This window comes from Bradyrhizobium sp. 154 (assembly GCF_023073875.1).
Taxonomy (GTDB): domain Bacteria; phylum Pseudomonadota; class Alphaproteobacteria; order Rhizobiales; family Xanthobacteraceae; genus Bradyrhizobium.
In genome coordinates this window covers 363,632-380,237 of record NZ_JADPKG010000101.1, presented here as the reverse complement: position 1 = coordinate 380,237, position 16,606 = coordinate 363,632, and the positions used below count along the sequence as shown (strand labels likewise).

The 16,606-nt window shown below is 63.3% G+C and carries 14 protein-coding genes; 7 read left to right on the top strand and 7 right to left on the bottom strand.

The window, feature by feature from the left end:
- Positions 1 to 81 precede the first annotated feature (81 nt).
- The 5 genes from IVA92_RS24535 to IVA92_RS24515 all read left to right on the top strand — a co-directional run bounded on the left by IVA92_RS24535 (position 82) and on the right by IVA92_RS24515 (position 4,517).
- Complete coding sequence (locus IVA92_RS24535; RefSeq protein ID WP_247277654.1) at positions 82 to 993, top strand: amino acid ABC transporter substrate-binding protein; 912 nt, start codon at positions 82 to 84, stop codon at positions 991 to 993.
- 129 nt (positions 994 to 1,122) lie between these two features.
- Positions 1,123 to 1,854: an amino acid ABC transporter permease gene (locus IVA92_RS24530; protein WP_247277760.1), complete on the top strand. Its 732-nt coding sequence runs from the start codon at positions 1,123 to 1,125 to the stop codon at positions 1,852 to 1,854.
- 2 nt (positions 1,855 to 1,856) lie between these two features.
- Positions 1,857 to 2,549, top strand: coding sequence for an ABC transporter permease subunit (locus IVA92_RS24525; RefSeq protein ID WP_028140044.1), 693 nt, complete (start codon positions 1,857 to 1,859; stop codon positions 2,547 to 2,549).
- Positions 2,550 to 2,741: 192 nt separating this feature from the next.
- Positions 2,742 to 3,473: an amino acid ABC transporter ATP-binding protein gene (locus IVA92_RS24520; RefSeq protein ID WP_247277653.1), complete on the top strand. Its 732-nt coding sequence runs from the start codon at positions 2,742 to 2,744 to the stop codon at positions 3,471 to 3,473.
- 186 nt (positions 3,474 to 3,659) lie between these two features.
- Positions 3,660 to 4,517 carry a D-amino-acid transaminase gene (locus IVA92_RS24515; protein WP_247277652.1) on the top strand — a complete coding sequence of 286 codons (858 nt, stop codon included), beginning with the start codon at positions 3,660 to 3,662 and terminating at the stop codon, positions 4,515 to 4,517.
- Positions 4,518 to 4,677: 160 nt separating this feature from the next.
- On the opposite strand, the gene IVA92_RS24510 is transcribed toward IVA92_RS24515, so the two are convergent.
- The 3 genes from IVA92_RS24510 to IVA92_RS24500 are packed head-to-tail and all read right to left on the bottom strand — an operon-like array spanning position 4,678 to position 7,944.
- The gene (locus IVA92_RS24510) at positions 4,678 to 5,139 is read right to left on the bottom strand and encodes a carboxymuconolactone decarboxylase family protein (protein ID WP_247277651.1); all 462 of its coding nucleotides are present in this window, start codon (positions 5,137 to 5,139) and stop codon (positions 4,678 to 4,680) included.
- Positions 5,140 to 5,165: 26 nt separating this feature from the next.
- Positions 5,166 to 6,776, bottom strand: coding sequence for an MDR family MFS transporter (locus IVA92_RS24505; protein WP_247277650.1), 1,611 nt, complete (start codon positions 6,774 to 6,776; stop codon positions 5,166 to 5,168).
- Positions 6,777 to 6,792: 16 nt separating this feature from the next.
- A complete protein-coding gene (locus IVA92_RS24500) occupies positions 6,793 to 7,944 on the bottom strand; it encodes an HlyD family secretion protein (RefSeq protein WP_247277649.1) in 1,152 nt (383 codons plus the stop codon).
- Between the two features lie 134 nt (positions 7,945 to 8,078).
- Here IVA92_RS24500 and IVA92_RS24495 point away from each other — a divergent pair, with 134 nt between their 5' ends.
- Positions 8,079 to 8,990, top strand: a complete 912-nt coding sequence (locus IVA92_RS24495; protein ID WP_247417091.1) for a LysR family transcriptional regulator — start codon at positions 8,079 to 8,081, stop codon at positions 8,988 to 8,990.
- Positions 8,991 to 9,002: 12 nt separating this feature from the next.
- Here the strand turns inward: IVA92_RS24495 and IVA92_RS24490 are convergent, their stop codons facing one another.
- The gene (locus IVA92_RS24490; protein WP_247277647.1) at positions 9,003 to 12,434 is read right to left on the bottom strand and encodes an indolepyruvate ferredoxin oxidoreductase family protein; all 3,432 of its coding nucleotides are present in this window, start codon (positions 12,432 to 12,434) and stop codon (positions 9,003 to 9,005) included.
- Between the two features lie 156 nt (positions 12,435 to 12,590).
- Here IVA92_RS24490 and IVA92_RS24485 point away from each other — a divergent pair, with 156 nt between their 5' ends.
- Complete coding sequence (locus IVA92_RS24485) at positions 12,591 to 13,046, top strand: Lrp/AsnC family transcriptional regulator (protein WP_247277646.1); 456 nt, start codon at positions 12,591 to 12,593, stop codon at positions 13,044 to 13,046.
- Positions 13,047 to 13,233: 187 nt separating this feature from the next.
- Here IVA92_RS24485 and IVA92_RS24480 read toward each other — a convergent pair whose 3' ends face one another.
- The 3 genes from IVA92_RS24480 to IVA92_RS24470 are packed head-to-tail and all read right to left on the bottom strand — an operon-like array spanning position 13,234 to position 16,474.
- Positions 13,234 to 14,013 (bottom strand): fumarylacetoacetate hydrolase family protein, encoded by a 780-nt coding sequence (locus IVA92_RS24480; RefSeq protein ID WP_247277759.1) that lies wholly within the window; start codon positions 14,011 to 14,013, stop codon positions 13,234 to 13,236.
- Positions 14,006 to 15,400 carry an LLM class flavin-dependent oxidoreductase gene (locus IVA92_RS24475; RefSeq protein WP_247277645.1) on the bottom strand — a complete coding sequence of 465 codons (1,395 nt, stop codon included), beginning with the start codon at positions 15,398 to 15,400 and terminating at the stop codon, positions 14,006 to 14,008. The genes IVA92_RS24480 and IVA92_RS24475 overlap by 8 nt, the downstream gene beginning before the upstream one ends.
- A gap of 21 nt (positions 15,401 to 15,421) precedes the next feature.
- Positions 15,422 to 16,474 carry an Ldh family oxidoreductase gene (locus IVA92_RS24470; RefSeq protein WP_247277644.1) on the bottom strand — a complete coding sequence of 351 codons (1,053 nt, stop codon included), beginning with the start codon at positions 16,472 to 16,474 and terminating at the stop codon, positions 15,422 to 15,424.
- Positions 16,475 to 16,606: the final 132 nt, after the last annotated feature.

Sequence of the window (16,606 nt, the reverse complement as noted above, 5' to 3'; positions counted from 1 at the left end):
TTGATCCAGCCGAAAGTTACATTCTAATCCGGCTCGATTTGTGCTTGCATCCGGGCCGCATCATCCGAAAGGGGAAGAAAAGTGAAACATTTCCGTTACATCGGGCTCGCGCTTGCCGCGACCTTCGCCGTCAGCCAGGCCGGGGCCCAGGAGCTGACCGGCACGCTGAAGAACATCAAGGACACCGGCGCGATCACGCTGGGCTTCCGCGACTCCTCGATCCCGTTCTCCTATCTCGACGACAACCAGAAGCCCATCGGGTTCGCGATGGACATCTGCTACAAGATCGTCGATGCCGTGAAGAAGGAGCTCAAGCTGGACAAGCTCGAGGTCAAGCTCAATCCGGTGACCTCGGCGACCCGCATCCCGCTGATGGCGAACGGCACCATCGACCTCGAATGCGGCTCGACCACCAACAATGCCGAGCGCCAGAAGCAGGTCGCTTTTACCAACACCCACTATCTGACGGCCAGCCGCTACGTGTTCAAGAAGTCGAGCGGCCTGAAGTCGATCGACGATCTCAAGGGCAAGACCGTGGTCTCGACCGCCGGCACCACCAACATCAAGCAGCTCACCGAAGCCAACGTTGCCAAGGGCCTCGGCGCCAACATCATTCCCGCCAAGGACCACGCCGAGGCCTTCCTGATGGTCGAGACCGACCGCGCGGTCGCCTTCGTGATGGACGACATCCTGCTGGCGAGCCTCGTGGCCGGGTCGAAGAACCCGGACGACTATGCCATCTCCAAGGACGCGTTCTCCAAGCCCGAGCCCTATGGCATCATGCTGCGCAAGGATGACCCCGCCTTCAAGAAGGTGGTCGATGCGGCGACGGCGGCGCTCTATACGTCCGGCGAAGCCCAGAAGATCTACGATAAGTGGTTCACCCAGAAGATCCCGCCGAAGGGACTGAACCTCAACACGCCGATTTCGCCAGAGCTGAAGAACGAGTTCGCCAAGCCGACGGACTCGCCGAATCCGGACGATTACAAGTAAGATGGAGCTGTTCGCCTCTCCCCGCTTGCGGGGAGAGGCGGTACATTTCGGACATTCTGGAGGGAGAATGGCCGGACATTTGCATAGGTGCCGGGACATCCATGATTGGCGCGTTCGCGCGGGGGACACGTGAACTACAACTGGAACTGGGGAATCTTTTTCCAGCCGAACCCGATGGGGACCGGCACCTATCTCGACATGCTGCTGTCGGGACTGGTGCTGACCCTCAAGACTGCGGCGCTGGCCTGGGTCATCGCGCTGATCACCGGCTCCATCGTCGGCGTGATGCGCACGCTGCCGTCGAGGGGAGCGAATTGGTTCGGCTTTGCCTATGTCGAATTCTTCCGTAACATGCCGCTGCTCGTGCAGCTCTTCCTGTGGTTCTTCGTGCTGCCGGAACTGCTGCCAAGAGGCGCCGGCACTTGGCTGAAGCAGCTGCCGAACGCGCCGTTCTGGACGGCCGCGATCGGTGTCGGCTTCTTCATGTCGGCCCGCGTCGCCGTGCAATTGCAGGCCGGCATCGGTTCGCTGCCGCGCGGGCAGAAGATGGCCGCAACCGCGCTGGGTCTGACCACGGTGCAGGGCTATCGCTACGTGCTGCTGCCGATGGCGTTCCGCATCATCCTGCCGCCCTTGACCTCTGAGTTCCTCAACACCATCAAGAACACGGCGGTTGCGATCACCATCGGCCTGCTCGAGCTGACCGGACAGGCGCGCTCCATGCAGGAGTTCTCGTTCCAGGTGTTCGAGGCCTTCACCGCTGCGACGATCCTCTATCTCCTTGTCAACGCCGTCGTCGTGACCGCGATGCGCTTCCTTGAGCGCTGGGTTGCGATCCCCGGCTACATCACGGGGAAATAGCGATGTTCGGCAATCTCGATTTCGACGTCATCCGCCGCGCGCTGCCCTATTTGTTCTATGAGGGCATGACGTTCACGCTGACGCTAACGGGGCTCGCGGCACTCGGCGGGTTGGTCTTCGGCACGGCACTCGCGCTGATGCGGCTCTCCGGCTTCAAGATCCTTGGCCGGATCGCCGGCGTCTATGTCGACTTCATGCGCTCGCTGCCGCTGGTGCTGGTCATCTTCTGGTTCTATTTCCTGGTGCCCTATATCGGGCAGTGGCTGACCGGCGCCTCGCGCCCCATCAGCGTCGGCGCATTCGCATCGTCGCTCATCACCTTCATCATGTTCGAGGCGGCGTACTTCTCCGAAATCATGCGCGCCGGCATCCAGTCGATCTCGCGCGGGCAGCCGGCTGCGGCCAGCGCGCTGGGGCTGACTTACGCCCAGACCATGCGCTATGTCGTGCTGCCGCAGGCCTTCCGCAACATGCTGCCGGTCCTGATCACGCAGACCATCGTGCTGTTCCAGGACACCTCGCTGGTCTACGTGCTGTCCATCACCGACTTCCTCGGTGCCGCCAGCAAGGTGGCGCAGCGGGACGGGCGCCTGGTCGAAATGTATCTGTTCGCAGCCGTCGTCTATTTCACCATTTCCTGTATCGCCTCCTTCGGCGTCCGCCGGCTCCAGGCGCGCATCGCCATCATTCGCTAGGTGGAACGTGAGTTCGAGATTTCGAATGCGATGCCCCTTCACCTCTCCCACAGGGAGAGCTCGGATCGCGCTAGCGATCCGGGTGAGGGGTTTCGCTCCAACGATGGACCTGTACCGCCTCACCCGGCGCTTTGCGCCGACCTCTCTCCTTGGGAGAGGTGAACCGAGATTGCCGAACCGCTTGAGAAACACATGATCGAAATCAGCCACGTCAACAAATGGTACACGCCGAGTTTCCAGGTGCTGACGGATTGCACCACCAGCGTCACCAAGGGCGAGGTCGTCGTGGTCTGCGGTCCCTCGGGCTCGGGCAAGTCCACGCTGATCAAATGCGTCAATGCGCTGGAGCCGTTCCAGAGCGGCGACATCTTGGTCGACGGCACCAAGGTCAACGATCCCAAGACCAATCTGCCGAAGCTGCGTTCGCGCGTCGGCATGGTTTTCCAGCACTTCGAGCTGTTTCCGCATCTCAAGATCATCGACAATCTCTGCCTCGCGCAGGAGAAGGTGCTGGGGCGGCCGCGTGACAAGGCGCAGACCAAAGGCATGCAGCTTCTGGAGCGCGTCGGGCTGATAGAGCAGGCGCAGAAATTCCCGGCGCAGCTCTCCGGGGGGCAGCAGCAGCGTGTCGCCATCGCTCGCGCGCTGGCGATGGATCCGATCGTCATGCTGTTCGACGAGCCGACCTCGGCGCTGGACCCCGAAATGGTCAGCGAGGTGCTCGACGTCATGGTCGATCTCGCCCGCGAAGGCATGACCATGATGGTCGTCACCCACGAGATGGGTTTTGCCCGCAAGGTCGCCAACCGCGTCATCTTCATGGACCGCGGCGAGATCGTCGAGGACGCAGCGAAGGACGATTTCTTCGGCAAGCCCCGCAGCGACCGCGCACAGAAATTTCTGTCGAAGATCCTGTCGCATTAATCACCGCCGTCATTCCGCGGCGCGACTTCGCGGGCTCGGAATCCATTGTGCGGCAGTACGCGAGGTGAGATGGATTCCGGGCTCATTCGCTTTGCGAACACCCCGGAATGACGCATCGAGGGTTTATCGTCGGCGCCAAATCTCCTATACCGGTGGGCAAATCCCCTTTCCGCCAGGAGACCTGCCTTGGACTTTGCCTACGTCAACGGCTCATTCATCCCGCTCTCGGACGCGAAGATCTCGATCCTCGACCGCGGCTTTCTGTTCGCCGACGGCATCTACGAGGTCTCGGCCGTTCTCGATGGCAAGCTGGTCGACAATGCCTCGCATCTGGCGCGGCTGGAGCGTTCGGTCGGCGAGATCAAGCTGAAGCTACCGGAGACGCTCGAGCGCATCACCGAGTTCCAGAAGGAACTGATCGCGCGCAACAAGCTCGAGAACGGCCTCGTCTATCTCCAGGTCACGCGCGGTGCCGACAAGGGCCGCGACTTCGCGTTTCCCAAGGGTGACGTCAAGTCGAGCCTGGTGATGTTCACCTCGGAGAAGGATATCATCAACGCCGCGTCGGCGAAGGCCGGCATCAGCGTGATCACCGTGCCCGACATCCGGTGGGAACGGCGCGATATCAAGAGCGTGGCGCTGCTGGCGCAGGTGCTGGCGAAGCAGGCCGCGGCCGAAGCCGGCGCCGGCGAAGCCTGGATGCTGGAAGACGGCTATATCACCGAAGGCGGCTCGTCCTCGGCATTCATCCTGACGCAGGACGACGTCATCGTGACCCGCAAGAACTCCAATGCGATCCTGCCGGGCTGCACCCGCAAGGCCGTGGTGGCGCTCGCCGAAGAGCGCCAGCTCCGCGTCGAGGAGCGTTCTTTCACGGTGGCCGAGGCGCTGGCCGCAAAGGAGGCTTTTGCGACGTCGGCCTCACTGTTCGTGCAGCCGGTGGTGGCGATCGATGGGAAAAAGATCGGCGACGGCAAGCCCGGCCCGTTGGCAACGCGGCTGCGTGAGATCTACGTGGAGTTCGCCAAGGCGACGGCGGTTTAAGCCACACCCATTGCTGTCATCGCCCGGCTTGACCGGGCGATCCAATACTCCGAGGCGGTCGTGCTTCAATCGATTGGCCGCGCCGTACTGGATGCTGCGGTCACGCCGGGGCATGACAGTTGAGCGGCTGGAGGCGACGTTGCGTCCATGACGCCACTCCTCACCCCACCGACGCCTTGACCTTCACCGGGTGAACCGCGCGGAACGAGATCGCGATCCTGTTCCAGGCGTTGATGGTCGCGATCAGCATGGTCAGATTGACCGTTTCCTCCTCCGAGAACTGTGCGCGGACCTGCTCGTAGACGTCGTCCGGCGCGTGCGTCTGCGAGATCAAGGTCACTGCTTCGGTCCAGGCCAGCGCGGCGCGCTCACGGTCGGAATAGAGCGGAGATTCGCGCCAGGCGTCGAGCAGATAGATGCGCTGCTCGGTCTCGCCGCGCTTGCGCGCGTCCTCGGTATGCATGTTGATGCAATAGGCGCAGCCGTTGATCTGCGAGGCCCGGATCTTGACGAGCTCGATCAGTGATTTCTCCAGGCCTGTCGACTGGATCTGCGTCTCCAGCGCCATCAGTGCTTTGATCGTGTCGGGCGCGGCCTGGTAGTAGTTCATGCGGGGCTTCATGGGCGTTCTCCTTGCTTGGATTGAGGTCAGTGGGCTCCGCCGGCGGAAGTCTGGCCGGGCTTCTTCAGGAAGAGGGCTGCGACCAGGGCCACGATCAGCGCCGCGCCAAGCAGATAGAAGGTGTCGCTGAAGGCGAGGATATAGGCCTGCTTCTGCACGATACGGCCGATCGCGACATAGGCACGATGCGACGCATCCGCATGGTCGAGGATGCCATGATTGATGAAATACTGGGTGAGCTGCTCCAGCCGCGTGCGCGTCGCCTGCTCGAACACCGAGACCGACTGCATCAGCACGTTGGAGTGATACTGCTCGCGCTTGGTCAGCACGGTCTGGAGCAGCGCGATGCCGACGGCGCCGCCGAGATTGCGCATCATGTTGAACAGGCCTGACGCCGAGCCCGCGTTTTCCGGCTCGATGCCTGATGTTGCCACCGCGGACAGCGGCGCCATCACCAGCGCCTGGCCAATCGCACGGACGACGTTGGGCCAGAACAACTGATCGGCGGCATAGTTACTGGTCATGGTGATGTTCATGAAGTTGGAGGCCGCGAACAATACGAAACCGACGCCGATCACCAGCCGTGCGTCGAACCTCTGCATCAGGCGAGGGACGAGCGGGATCAGAACGAGCTGCGGCAACCCGGTCCAGGCCAGCACGAAACCGATCTGCTCGGCATTGTAACCTTGGATGCGAGCCAGATATTGCGGCAGGATGAACACCGAGCCGTAGAGTGCGATACCAAGCAGGAAGTTCGCGAGCATGCCGAAGCCGAAATTGCGCCGCACCAGCAGGCGCAGGTTCAAGAGCGGCTTCTTCACTGTGAGCTCGATGACGAGGAAGGCGGTGAGCGCAACGCCAGCGATTAACGACAGTTTCACGATGAACGGCGAGCCGAACCAGTCGTCCTTGTTGCCTTCCTCCAGCACGGTCTGCAGCGCGGACAGCCCGATCGCCATGGTGATGATGCCGGCCCAATCGCCTTCCCGCAACAGCGACAGCTTCATGGGCGTTGCGTCGAGCGCGTACCAGAGCATGCCGACCATGATCGTGCCCGGCACGAGGTTGACATAGAAGATGTACTGCCAGCCGAAATTCTCGGTGAGGTAGCCGCCGATGGTCGGGCCGATCGCGGGTGCGAACGTCGCCGAGAGCGCGAACAGCGCAAGGCCCACGGGCTGTTTTCCGCGCGGCAATAGCGTGATGATCAGCGTGAAGGCCATCGGAATCAGCACGCCGCCGGTGAAGCCTTGCACCGCGCGCAGGACGATCATCTGCGACAGATCCTGCGCCAGCGCGCAGGCCGCCGACAGAGCCAGGAACAGGATCGCGTTGGTGAGCAGATAGATGCGGATCGAGAACACCTGCGCGAGCCAACCCGAGAGCGGGATCACCACGATCTCGGCGATCAGATAGGAGGTCGAGATCCAGCCGCCGTCGTCGATGCCGGCGCCGATCGCACCCTGGATATCGGCCAACGAAGCGTTGACGATCTGGATGTTCAGCACCGCCATGAAGGCGCCCAGCGTCGCGCCGATCACCGCGATCCATGTTCTTGCGGAAACCGCCGGGGTGGCGGGCGCAGCCGGGGCGGGGAGGGCGGCTGCGGCGTTGAGGGTGGATTGGAGCGTGCTCATGGAAGTCTCGTCAGCTTCAGCCGCCATTCGGACGGGTTGTGTTGTCGGCGAGATGCCTGGCCGTCTCGCGTTCGGCCAGCACCGCCTGCTTGGTGTCGACGGTCGGCACTGCGGACATGCCGGGGCGCAGCAGGCCGGTCAGGCTGTGGTCGTCGAGCACAATCTTGACCGGCACGCGTTGCACGATCTTGGTGAAATTGCCCGTGGCGTTGTCCGGCGGCAGCAGGGCGAATTCGAGCCCGCTTGCCGGCGACAGGCTGTCGACATGGCCGCGCAGGGTCTTGCTGCGGAAGCTGTCGACGCGTAGCTCGACGGGCTGGCCGGGGCGCATATGCGTGAGCTGCGTCTCCTTGAAGTTCGCGACGACATAGACGGCATCCAGCGGCACCACGGCCATCAATTGTGTGCCGGCCTGCACGTACTGGCCGACGCGTAAGCTCCGTGCGCCAACCGTGCCGTCGACCGGCGCGGTGATCTCGGTATAGGACAGGTTCAGCGCCGCCTGCTGCGCCACCGCGCGGGCTCGCTCGACTTGGGCCGCCGTCTGGGCCCGCTGGGTGGTGAGCACGTCGACCTTGCGCTGCGCCGCCAAGAGACCGGATTTGGCGTGCTGCAATTGCGCGGTGCTGGCGCGCAGCGCCGCATCGGTCTGCTGCGCGCGCTGGATGGTGCCGGAGCCCGACTTCATCAGGTCGTCGTAGCGGGCGCGTTCCTCCTGGGCGAATTTCAGATTGGCCTCAGCAGCAGTGACGTCGGCGGTGCTCTGCGCGATGATCGGCTGTTGCAATTCGAGTTGGGCATCGATGTTGCGCACCGAGGCTTCGCCGGCCTCGACATCGGCGCGGGCCTGGTCGAGGGCCGTCTTGAAGTCACGATCGTCGATCTTGGCCAGCAGCTGGCCTGCTTTGACTTTCTGGTTGTCGCCGACTAGCACCTTCGCGATGTACCCGGAGACCTTAGGCGCGATGATCGTGGAATCGGCCTTCACATAGGCGTCGTCGGTGGATTCGAGATAGCGGCCGGTCTTCAGGTAATCGTAGCCATAATCGCCAGCGACGACGATGCCGAGGGCCAGCGCCAGGCCGACCGCGCCCCGCTGGAGCGCCTGGCGAGACGGGCGAAGCCAGATTTTCTCATTTGTTTCAGCAACATACGAAGCATTTGACATGACATCCTCGAGATTCCCGGGCGCCTTCTGAGGGGCGCCGCTGGCCCTAAGATGCGTTGTCCTCACGGCTGCGATAATCGTGGTATTATTGGAAGAATTATCCGGTCTAGGTGGATAATCGGGGGCTTCGAGACATGGACCGCTTCAGCAGCCTCACGGCGTTCGTCCGGGTGGTCGATAGTGGCGGCTTTTCCGCCGCTGCCCGTCGGCTCAACATGTCGACGACGATGGTGAGCAATCATGTCCAGGCGCTCGAAGAGCGGCTGGGGGTGCGGCTGCTCAATCGGACCACGCGGAAAGTCAGCCTCACCGAAATTGGCAAGGCCTATTACGACCGTGCCACGCAGATCCTCGCCGATCTCGAACAGGCCGACGACATCGCGAGCGAATTGCAGTCGGTACCCCGCGGCACGCTGCGCATCCACGTCGCCACGCACATGGTGCCATTCGTCGCGCCGGTGGTTGCACAGCTCCTGTCGACTTATCCGGAGCTCAAGATCGACCTGCGCATGGGCGAGGCCGACGTCGACCTCATCGAGGAAGGTTATGACGTCGCCTTGCGCATGACCCAGCCGCGGGATTCCAGCCTGATCGTGCGGAGTCTCGCCACGTGGCGCCATGTGCTGTGCTGTTCGCACGACTATCTCGACAAGCACGGCCGCGTGCAGAAGCTCGATGAGCTCTCGGCGCATAATTGCGGCCGGCACCTGAATTATCCCTTCGGTGACGAGTGGCGCTTCCTCGATCGCAAGGGTGCGCCGGCATCGGTCCGCATCTCAGGCAGCTTCGTCACCAACAGCGGAGAAGCGTTGCGGAAGGTGGCGCTGGAGGGCGCGGCTATCTGCCTAATGGCTGGGTTTCTCGTTCAAGACGATCTCGAATCGGGTCGGCTGGTCCGCCTGCTGCCGGAATATCGGACCGTCGAGCTGTCTATGAACGCGGTCTATCCGCATCGCCACCATCTGACGGCGAAGGTCAGGACCTTCATCGACATGCTCGTGCATCACAGCGCCGAACAGCAGAAGCTGATCAACCCTTATTCGTGAGGACGAATGCGGTCAGGCTGCCTTGGCCGCGGCCGGCCGAGCCAGCAAGGATTCGACCTCAGTCTTCACCTTCGCGATCGCAGCCTCCTTCACCGGGCCATAACCGCGAATGTCCATGGGAGCCCTAGCGATGGCCGTGAGATTCGGCAGACGTGCCGCGTCAAGCTCGCCGAGCATCCGCTCGATCAGGCCTTCGTACCAGGCGATCAGCTCCCGCTCGGCACGCCGTTCGGCCGTGTAGCCGAATGGATCGAACGGTGTTCCGCGCAGCCCCTTCAACCGCGCCAGCATGAGGAGCGGTGCCTGGATCCACGACCCGAAGGCGCGCTTGCGCGGACGCCCACGTGCATCGCGGCTTGACAGCAGGAAAGGCGCGGCAAGGTGATACTGGATGCGGAAGCCATCCTCGAACTCGCCTTTTAGCTCGTCGAGGAAGCCGCTCTGCATATGCAGCCGCGCCACCTCGTACTCGTCCTTGTAGGCCATCAGCTTGAACAGGGCGCGGGCAACCGCGCCGGTCAGGGCTTCGCTGTTCAGGACGGCCTCTGCGCGGCGGACCCTCGTGACGAGCGCCCGGTAGCGCGCCGCATAGGCTTCGTCCTGATAGGCGGTGAGGAAATCGGCGCGGCGTTCAATGAGTTGGTCGAGTGTCTCGGCCGTGGGCGCGCGGTCCGTCTTCGGCAGAAAATCCGGATCGGCAGCGGCGATGCGGCCCCAGGCGAACGCCTGCTTGTTGCGCTCGATGGCGACGCCGTTGAGCTCGATCGCGCGCAGCAGCGCTTGCAGCGAGACCGGCACCAATCCGTGCTGCCAGGCAAAGCCCAGCATGATGATGTTGGCATAGACGGCATCGCCGAGCAGCCCTTCGGCCAGCGCATTCGCGTTGATCGTATCGAGATTGCCATCGCCGATCACGCGGCCGATGGCGCGCATGCGGGCAGGGGAGGCGAGGTCGGCATCGCGGAAGCGGACGACGTCACCGGTCGGCATCTCCGCGGTATTGACCGCGGCGCGCGTGCCGCGGCGATAGGTGCCGGAGGCCTTCGGCGAGGAGCTCACGACGAGGTCGCAGCCGATCAGCGCATCGGCCGCGCCCTGGTCGATACGGACCTGATGCAGCGCCCCGGGGGAAGGAGCAAGCCGGATGTAGCTCAGCACGGGGCCGAATTTCTGCGCAAAGCCGGTAAAATCCAGCACCGAGACGCCGCTTCGTTCGAGATGCGCGGCCATGCCGATCAGCGCGCCGACCGTGATCACGCCGGTGCCGCCGACGCCGGTCACCAGCAGGTCGTAGGGCCGGTCGAGCGTCGCGAAGGCGGGCAGAGGCAGCGTCGCGGCCTGGCCGATCGCGTCGATCCGGCTCGCGGTTTTCTGACGACGCGTGGCGCCTTCGACGGTAACAAAACTCGGGCAGAAGCCGTTGAGGCAGGAAAAATCCTTGTTGCAGGCCGAGAGATTGATCTGGCGCTTGCGGCCGAACGGCGTTTCCTTCGGCTCGACGCTGAGACAGTTGGACTCGACCGAGCAATCGCCGCAGCCTTCGCAGACGAGATCATTGATGTAGACATAGCGCTTCGGGTCGTTCATCTGGCCGCGCTTGCGCCGCCGGCGCTTCTCGGTGGCGCAAGTCTGCTGGTAGATCAGCACGGAGACGCCTAGCACCTCGCGCAGCTCGCGCTGCACCGCGTCCATCTCCTCGCGTGGATGGATGGTGACGCCAGTTGGCAGGTCGGGCGGAGAAAATTGCGCGGGATTGTCCGACAGCAGCGCGATACGCTCAACACCTTCGGCGCGGACGCTGTGGGCGATGGCATGCACGCTGACCGGCCCGTCGACCGGCTGGCCGCCGGTCATCGCCACGGCATCGTTGAACAGGATCTTGTAGGTGATGTTGGCCTTGGCGGCGATCGCCTGCCGGATCGCCATCGACCCGGAATGATAATAGGTGCCTTCGCCGAGATTCTGGAACACGTGCTTGTGGCCGGTGAATTTCGACGAAGCCGCCCAGTTCACGCCCTCCCCGCCCATCTGGATCAGCGAGGAGGTCTCGCGGCCCATCCAGCTCGCCATGAAGTGGCAGCCGATGCCGGCGAGGGCCTTGGAGCCCTCCGGCACCTTGGTCGACGTGTTGTGCGGACATCCCGAGCAGAAATAGGGTGTGCGCGTCGCGCCTGGGACGTTGATCGTGCGCGCGGCCTCCGGCATCAAGGCAGCTGCCCGCGCGGCGAGATTGAGGCCTGGAAACATCGGGTCGAGCCGGCGCGCCAGCACGGCAGCCAGCGCGCGCGGTGACAATTCGCCGATCCACGAGATCAGCCGCGCCCCCCGCTCGTCATGCTTGCCGACCATGCGCTCGGGCTTCGCGCCCGGATAATCGTAGAAATATTCCTTGAACTGGCTCTCGATGATGCCGCGCTTTTCCTCGACCACGAGGATCTCGCGCTTGCCCTTCACGAACTCCATGGCATCATGCAGCGCCAGGGGCCAGACCATGCCGACTTTGTAGATGTCGATGCCGATGCTGCGGCAGGCCGTTTCATCGAGGTCCATCAGCCGCAGCGCTTCCATCAGGTCGAGATGCGCCTTGCCCGTGGTGACGATGCCGTAGGTGGCACCCGGAATGTCGTAGATGTGCCTGTCGATCGGATTGGCCTTCGCAAAGGCGTAGACGGCGTGCTTCTTCGCTTCCAGTCGTTCCTCGATCTGCGGACCCGGCAGGTCTGGCCAGCGATAGTGCAGGCCTCCCGGTGGTGGCGCGAAGTCGGGCGTGCGGAAGTCGCGGGGCGGGCTTAGCGCCACGGAGGCGCCAGACTCCACGATCTCCGAAATCGCCTTGAAGCCGACCCACATGCCGGAGAAGCGGCTCAATGCGTACCCATACTCGCCGAACTCGAGATATTCGCCGACGCTTGCCGGGTGCAACGTCGGCATGAACCAGCTCATGAAGGCGACGTCGGACTGGTGCGGCATCGAGGATGAGACGCAGCCATGATCGTCGCCGGCGACCACCAGCACGCCGCCATGCGGCGAGGAGCCATAGGCATTACCGTGCTTGAGCGCATCGCCCGAGCGATCGACGCCGGGGCCCTTGCCGTACCAGAGCCCGAACACGCCATCGACCTCGCGGTCCCCTTGCGTCTCGACCTGCTGCGATCCGAGCACGGCTGTTGCCGCAAGGTCTTCGTTGACTGCGGGGAGGAATTCGATGCGGTCGCGCTTTAATCGCTCCTGGATGCGCCAGAGCTCGAGATCGATGCCGCCAAGCGGCGAGCCGCGATAGCCGGAGATGAAGCCGGCGGTGTTGAGGCCGCGGGCGCGATCGCGCCTGACCTGGTCGAGTGCGATACGGACGATCGCCTGTGTGCCCGTGAGGAAGACACGGCCTTGCTCGCGGTCATAGCGGTCGGAGAGTTCGTAAGTGTCGAGGGACGGAATGGCGTCCATGCGGACCTCCCGCGGCATTCCCTGCCGGATCAGCAGAGGTTAGGCTCGGGGGGCTGGTAGGTCTTACCTATCTTTCCCAATAGGCGCGGTTATTCTGGTAGATGTAACCTGATTTGGCCTATAATTCGGTTAAGTTATCCGGTTTGTGAGGATTCCATGATCGAAGAGCAGGATACGCGGATTCTTGCGCACCTCCAGAAGGACGGCCGCGCCACCAACCAGCAGCTTGCCGATGAGGTCGGCATGTCCACCTCGGCCTGCTGGCGCCGGGTGCGCGCGCTTGAGGAAAGCCGCGTCATCCGTAGCTATGCAGCGCTGATCGATCGCGAGCGGGCGGGCTTTGCGATGTCCGCCATCCTCCACGTCTCGCTGGAGCGGCATGACGCCAAGTTCGTCGATGAATTTGTCGCTCGGGTCACCACGCGCCGCGAGGTGCTGGAGTGCTTTGCGACCACGGGCGATGCCGATTATCACTTGCGCGTCGTCGTGCAGGACATGGCCGCCTACAACAGATTCTTGGACGAATTCATGTTCCGCATCCCCGGCATCCGCTACGTCCGCAGCAATGTGGTGCTGAAGGAGATCAAGACGAGCGTGGCACTGCCGTTTTGACGCAGGTGTGCACGGATTATCCGTGGTCGTCCCGGCCCTGCTGCGCCATTGCGCAGGGAGCCGGGACCCATGATCACGAATGCCAATTGTTTGCGAAGCTATAACAACGAGTCCCGATCATAACATATCTGCTGCGGCGGTATGGCTCCCGGCTTTCGCCGGGCCGACACTGTGGGTGCAGCGTGCGCTATACCTTCTCCCTGACAAACCTGTTCCGCAACGTTCCGATGCCGCTGATCTCGATCTCCACGACATCGCCGTGCTTGATATCCGGCGAGGCGCCGTCCGTGCCCATCCAGATCACGTCGCCGGGCCACAGCGTGAAATACTTCGTCAGCTCGACCAGGAACGGCACCACGCCGAAGATCATGTCGTTGGTTTGGAAGCGATTGGTCTCCTTGCCGTTGACCCGGACGATCGTCTGCATCCTGGCGAGGTCCGCCTCGGTCTCGATCCACGGGCCCATCGGCTTGAACGTGTCGGCGTTCTTGGAGCGCCACAGGCTGCGATCAGCCTTCTGCCAGCTGCGCTCGCTGACGTCGTTGCCGATGGTGTAGCCGAACACGCAATCCATCGCGTTCGCTTCGGTGAGATGCTTCACTTTTTTGCCGATGACGACGACGAGCTCGCCTTCATAGTGGATCTTGTCCGTTGCAAAGGAAGGGATCACGACATCCTGGTCATGCGCGATCAGCGCGTTTTGCGCGCGATAGCCGATCTCGGGACGGTCTGGCACTGCCGGCACCTCGCCGCGCTTGTCGGCGGCCTCCTTCAGGTGCTTCAGGTAGTTCAGGCCGACGCAATAGAAGGTGCGGGGAATCAGCGGCAGCTCGATGGTAACTTGTGACAGCGGATGCGTGCGCGAGCTGCGCCGCCATTCACTGAAGGGATCGCCGTCCACGGCGATCACCTGGTCGTCTTCAACGATCCCCCAGGACGTCCTGTCCCTGGCAGTGAATTCAGCCAGCGCATGTTATGCCCTCGTTGTCATTCCGCGGCATCGCGGGCTGAGTCTTCCAGGCACCGGGTGCCGGCCGCTTGAGCCCGAGATTTTCCCGCAACGTCTTGCCGCGGTATTCTTTCTGGAACAGGCCGCGCCGCTGCAATTCCGGCACGACGTGTTGCACGAAATCCGCGTAAGAGCCGGGTACGTAAGTCGCGGCGATGACAAAACCGTCGCAGCCGCGCTCGGCGAACATCTCTTCCAGCTTGTCCGCGATCTCCTTCGGACCACCGACCATCGCATCCTGAACCTGGCCGCGGCCGGAGTAGGTGACGAAGTCACGCGCGCTCGGATTGCTCTTGCCCGAATTCTTCAGCACGCCGTCGCGAATGCCTAAGATGCCCTGCATGCTCTTCAGCTCTGCCGTCGTCAGCGGCTCGTCGAGATCCTTGGAGGCGAAATCGTAGTTGAGCGCTTCGGCGAGCAGCGACAACGCGTCGATCTCGAGCGGAAGTTTGTTGATCAGCGCCATCTTGTCCTCGGCCTCCGCCTTGGTCGCGGCGCAGACCGGCGTCGTCAGGTTGCAGAGGAGCATCTGGTCGGGATCGCGGCCAGCCTTGGCGGCTTCGTTACGCACGGAAGCATAGCCTTCCTTGGCGCCCGCGAGGTTGCGCGCGGCGGTGAAGATCACCTCACCCCATCGCCCGGCAAAGCGCTGACCGCGACCGGACGCGCCGGCCTGGATGATCACGGGATGGCCCTGGTCCGAGCGCGGCACTGTGAACGGTCCGCGCGACTTGAAGGCCGGTCCATTGTGATCGAGTCGCTTGACCTTGGTGGGATCGGCAAAGCGGCCGCTCTTCTTGTCCATGATGAGCGCGCCGTCCTCCCAGGTGTCCCAATGGCCGAGCACGACCTCCATGAACTCGTCGGCTCGGTCGTAGCGGGAATCATGCTCGGGGTGCGAGTCGCGCCCCATGTTGAGCGCCTCGCCGTCGTTCAGCGAGGTGACGACGTTCCAGCCGGCGCGCCCGCCGGACATCAGATCGAGCGTTGCAAAGCGTCGCGCGACGTCGAACGGCTCGTAATAAGTGGTCGAGCAGGTCGCGCCAAGGCCGAGCTTCTCGGTGACCATGCCCATCGTGGTCAGCACGATCAGCGGGTCCATCTTCACGCAGCGGATGCCGTATTCGACGGTGTGGGCGTGATCGTTGCCGTAGCGGTCCGGCATCGCAAGGCGATCGTCGAAGAAGGCCATGTGAAATTTGCCGGCTTCGAGGATTCTCGCGATCTCCTGATAATAATCCGCCGACATCGAATCGTTGCGCGAGTCCGGATGCCGCCAGGAGCTCGGCAAGTTCGTGCAGTTCTGCGCCTGGAGGAAGCCGACCAGTACCATCTGCCGCGTCATGCTGCTGTTCTCCTGATGCCGTCAAGCCAGATCGAGGACGGTGTCGAGCCGGTACTCGCGCGCCAGCGCGCGCAGCTTCCCCCAGGTCGTATCCTCGATCTCGATGCCGTCGCGCAGGCGTTGCCGCTCGCGCAGGCCCTCGATCTCGCCGGGATAGAACACGCCCGTGCTGCCTTCGGACGGCGGCGTCGATTTGAGGTAATGCGCAAACTCGGCGACTTCACGCTTGAACTCCTTCAGCGGACGGAAGGCCGCGACGTTGAACACCGCCATGAAGCATCCGTCATTGTGCCGCCCGGTCGGCTCGACGCCGAAGCCGAGACCGGTGAGCAGGCCGCACAGCACCTCGACCATGGCAGCAAGACCGCTGCCCTTGTAGCCCTCGGTGCCGCCGAGCGGCAGCAGCGCGCCGCCCTTGCGATATTGGGACGGATCGGTGGTGTGCCGCCCCTCGGCATCGATGATCCACCCCGCCGGAATCTCCTCGCCGCGGGCAAGCGCGAGCTGGATCTTGCCGGCCGCCACCGCCGAGGTTGCCATGTCCAGATAGAACGGCGCATCGAGGTCGGACGGCACCGCGATCGAGATCGGGTTGGTGCCGAGCCGCGCCTCCTTGCCGCCAAACGGGGCGACGTGCTTCGGCGAGCGGCCGGAGTCCGCGGTTGCGATTCCGATCATACCTTCCCGCATCGCCATCAACGGATAAGCGGCAAGGCGGCCGACATGGCTCTGCCGGAACACGGTGCAGGCGGCGACGTTCGCCGTCTTCGCCTTCTCGATGGTCAGTGCCATGGCCTTGGCGTTGACGTGGTAGCCCAACCCCCAATGGCCATCGATCACGGTCGTGGTCGGCGATTCCTGGACGATGGTCCATTTGGCGCCGGGAACGATGTGTCCGGCCTTGATGCGGTCGATATAAGTGGGAACGGCGATCACGCCGTGCGAGTCATGGCCAGCGAGATTGGCGTTGACGCAGCCGAACGCCACCGCGTCCGCTTCTTCCTCGGACGCTCCGGCGGCGCGGAGCAGCGCTGCGCTGATGCACGTGAGACGCTCGGCCCCGACGATCGGCATGGCGTTTCCTCGGCTTGGTGCCCTTAACAGGGTGTTTGTTGGGTGCATGGTCTCAAAGCGCCGGCGCGATATCAATCTCCCGTAAACCAATACAGGGCTGCATTTTCGTAAAGAGAACGCGCCTTCGGTCGA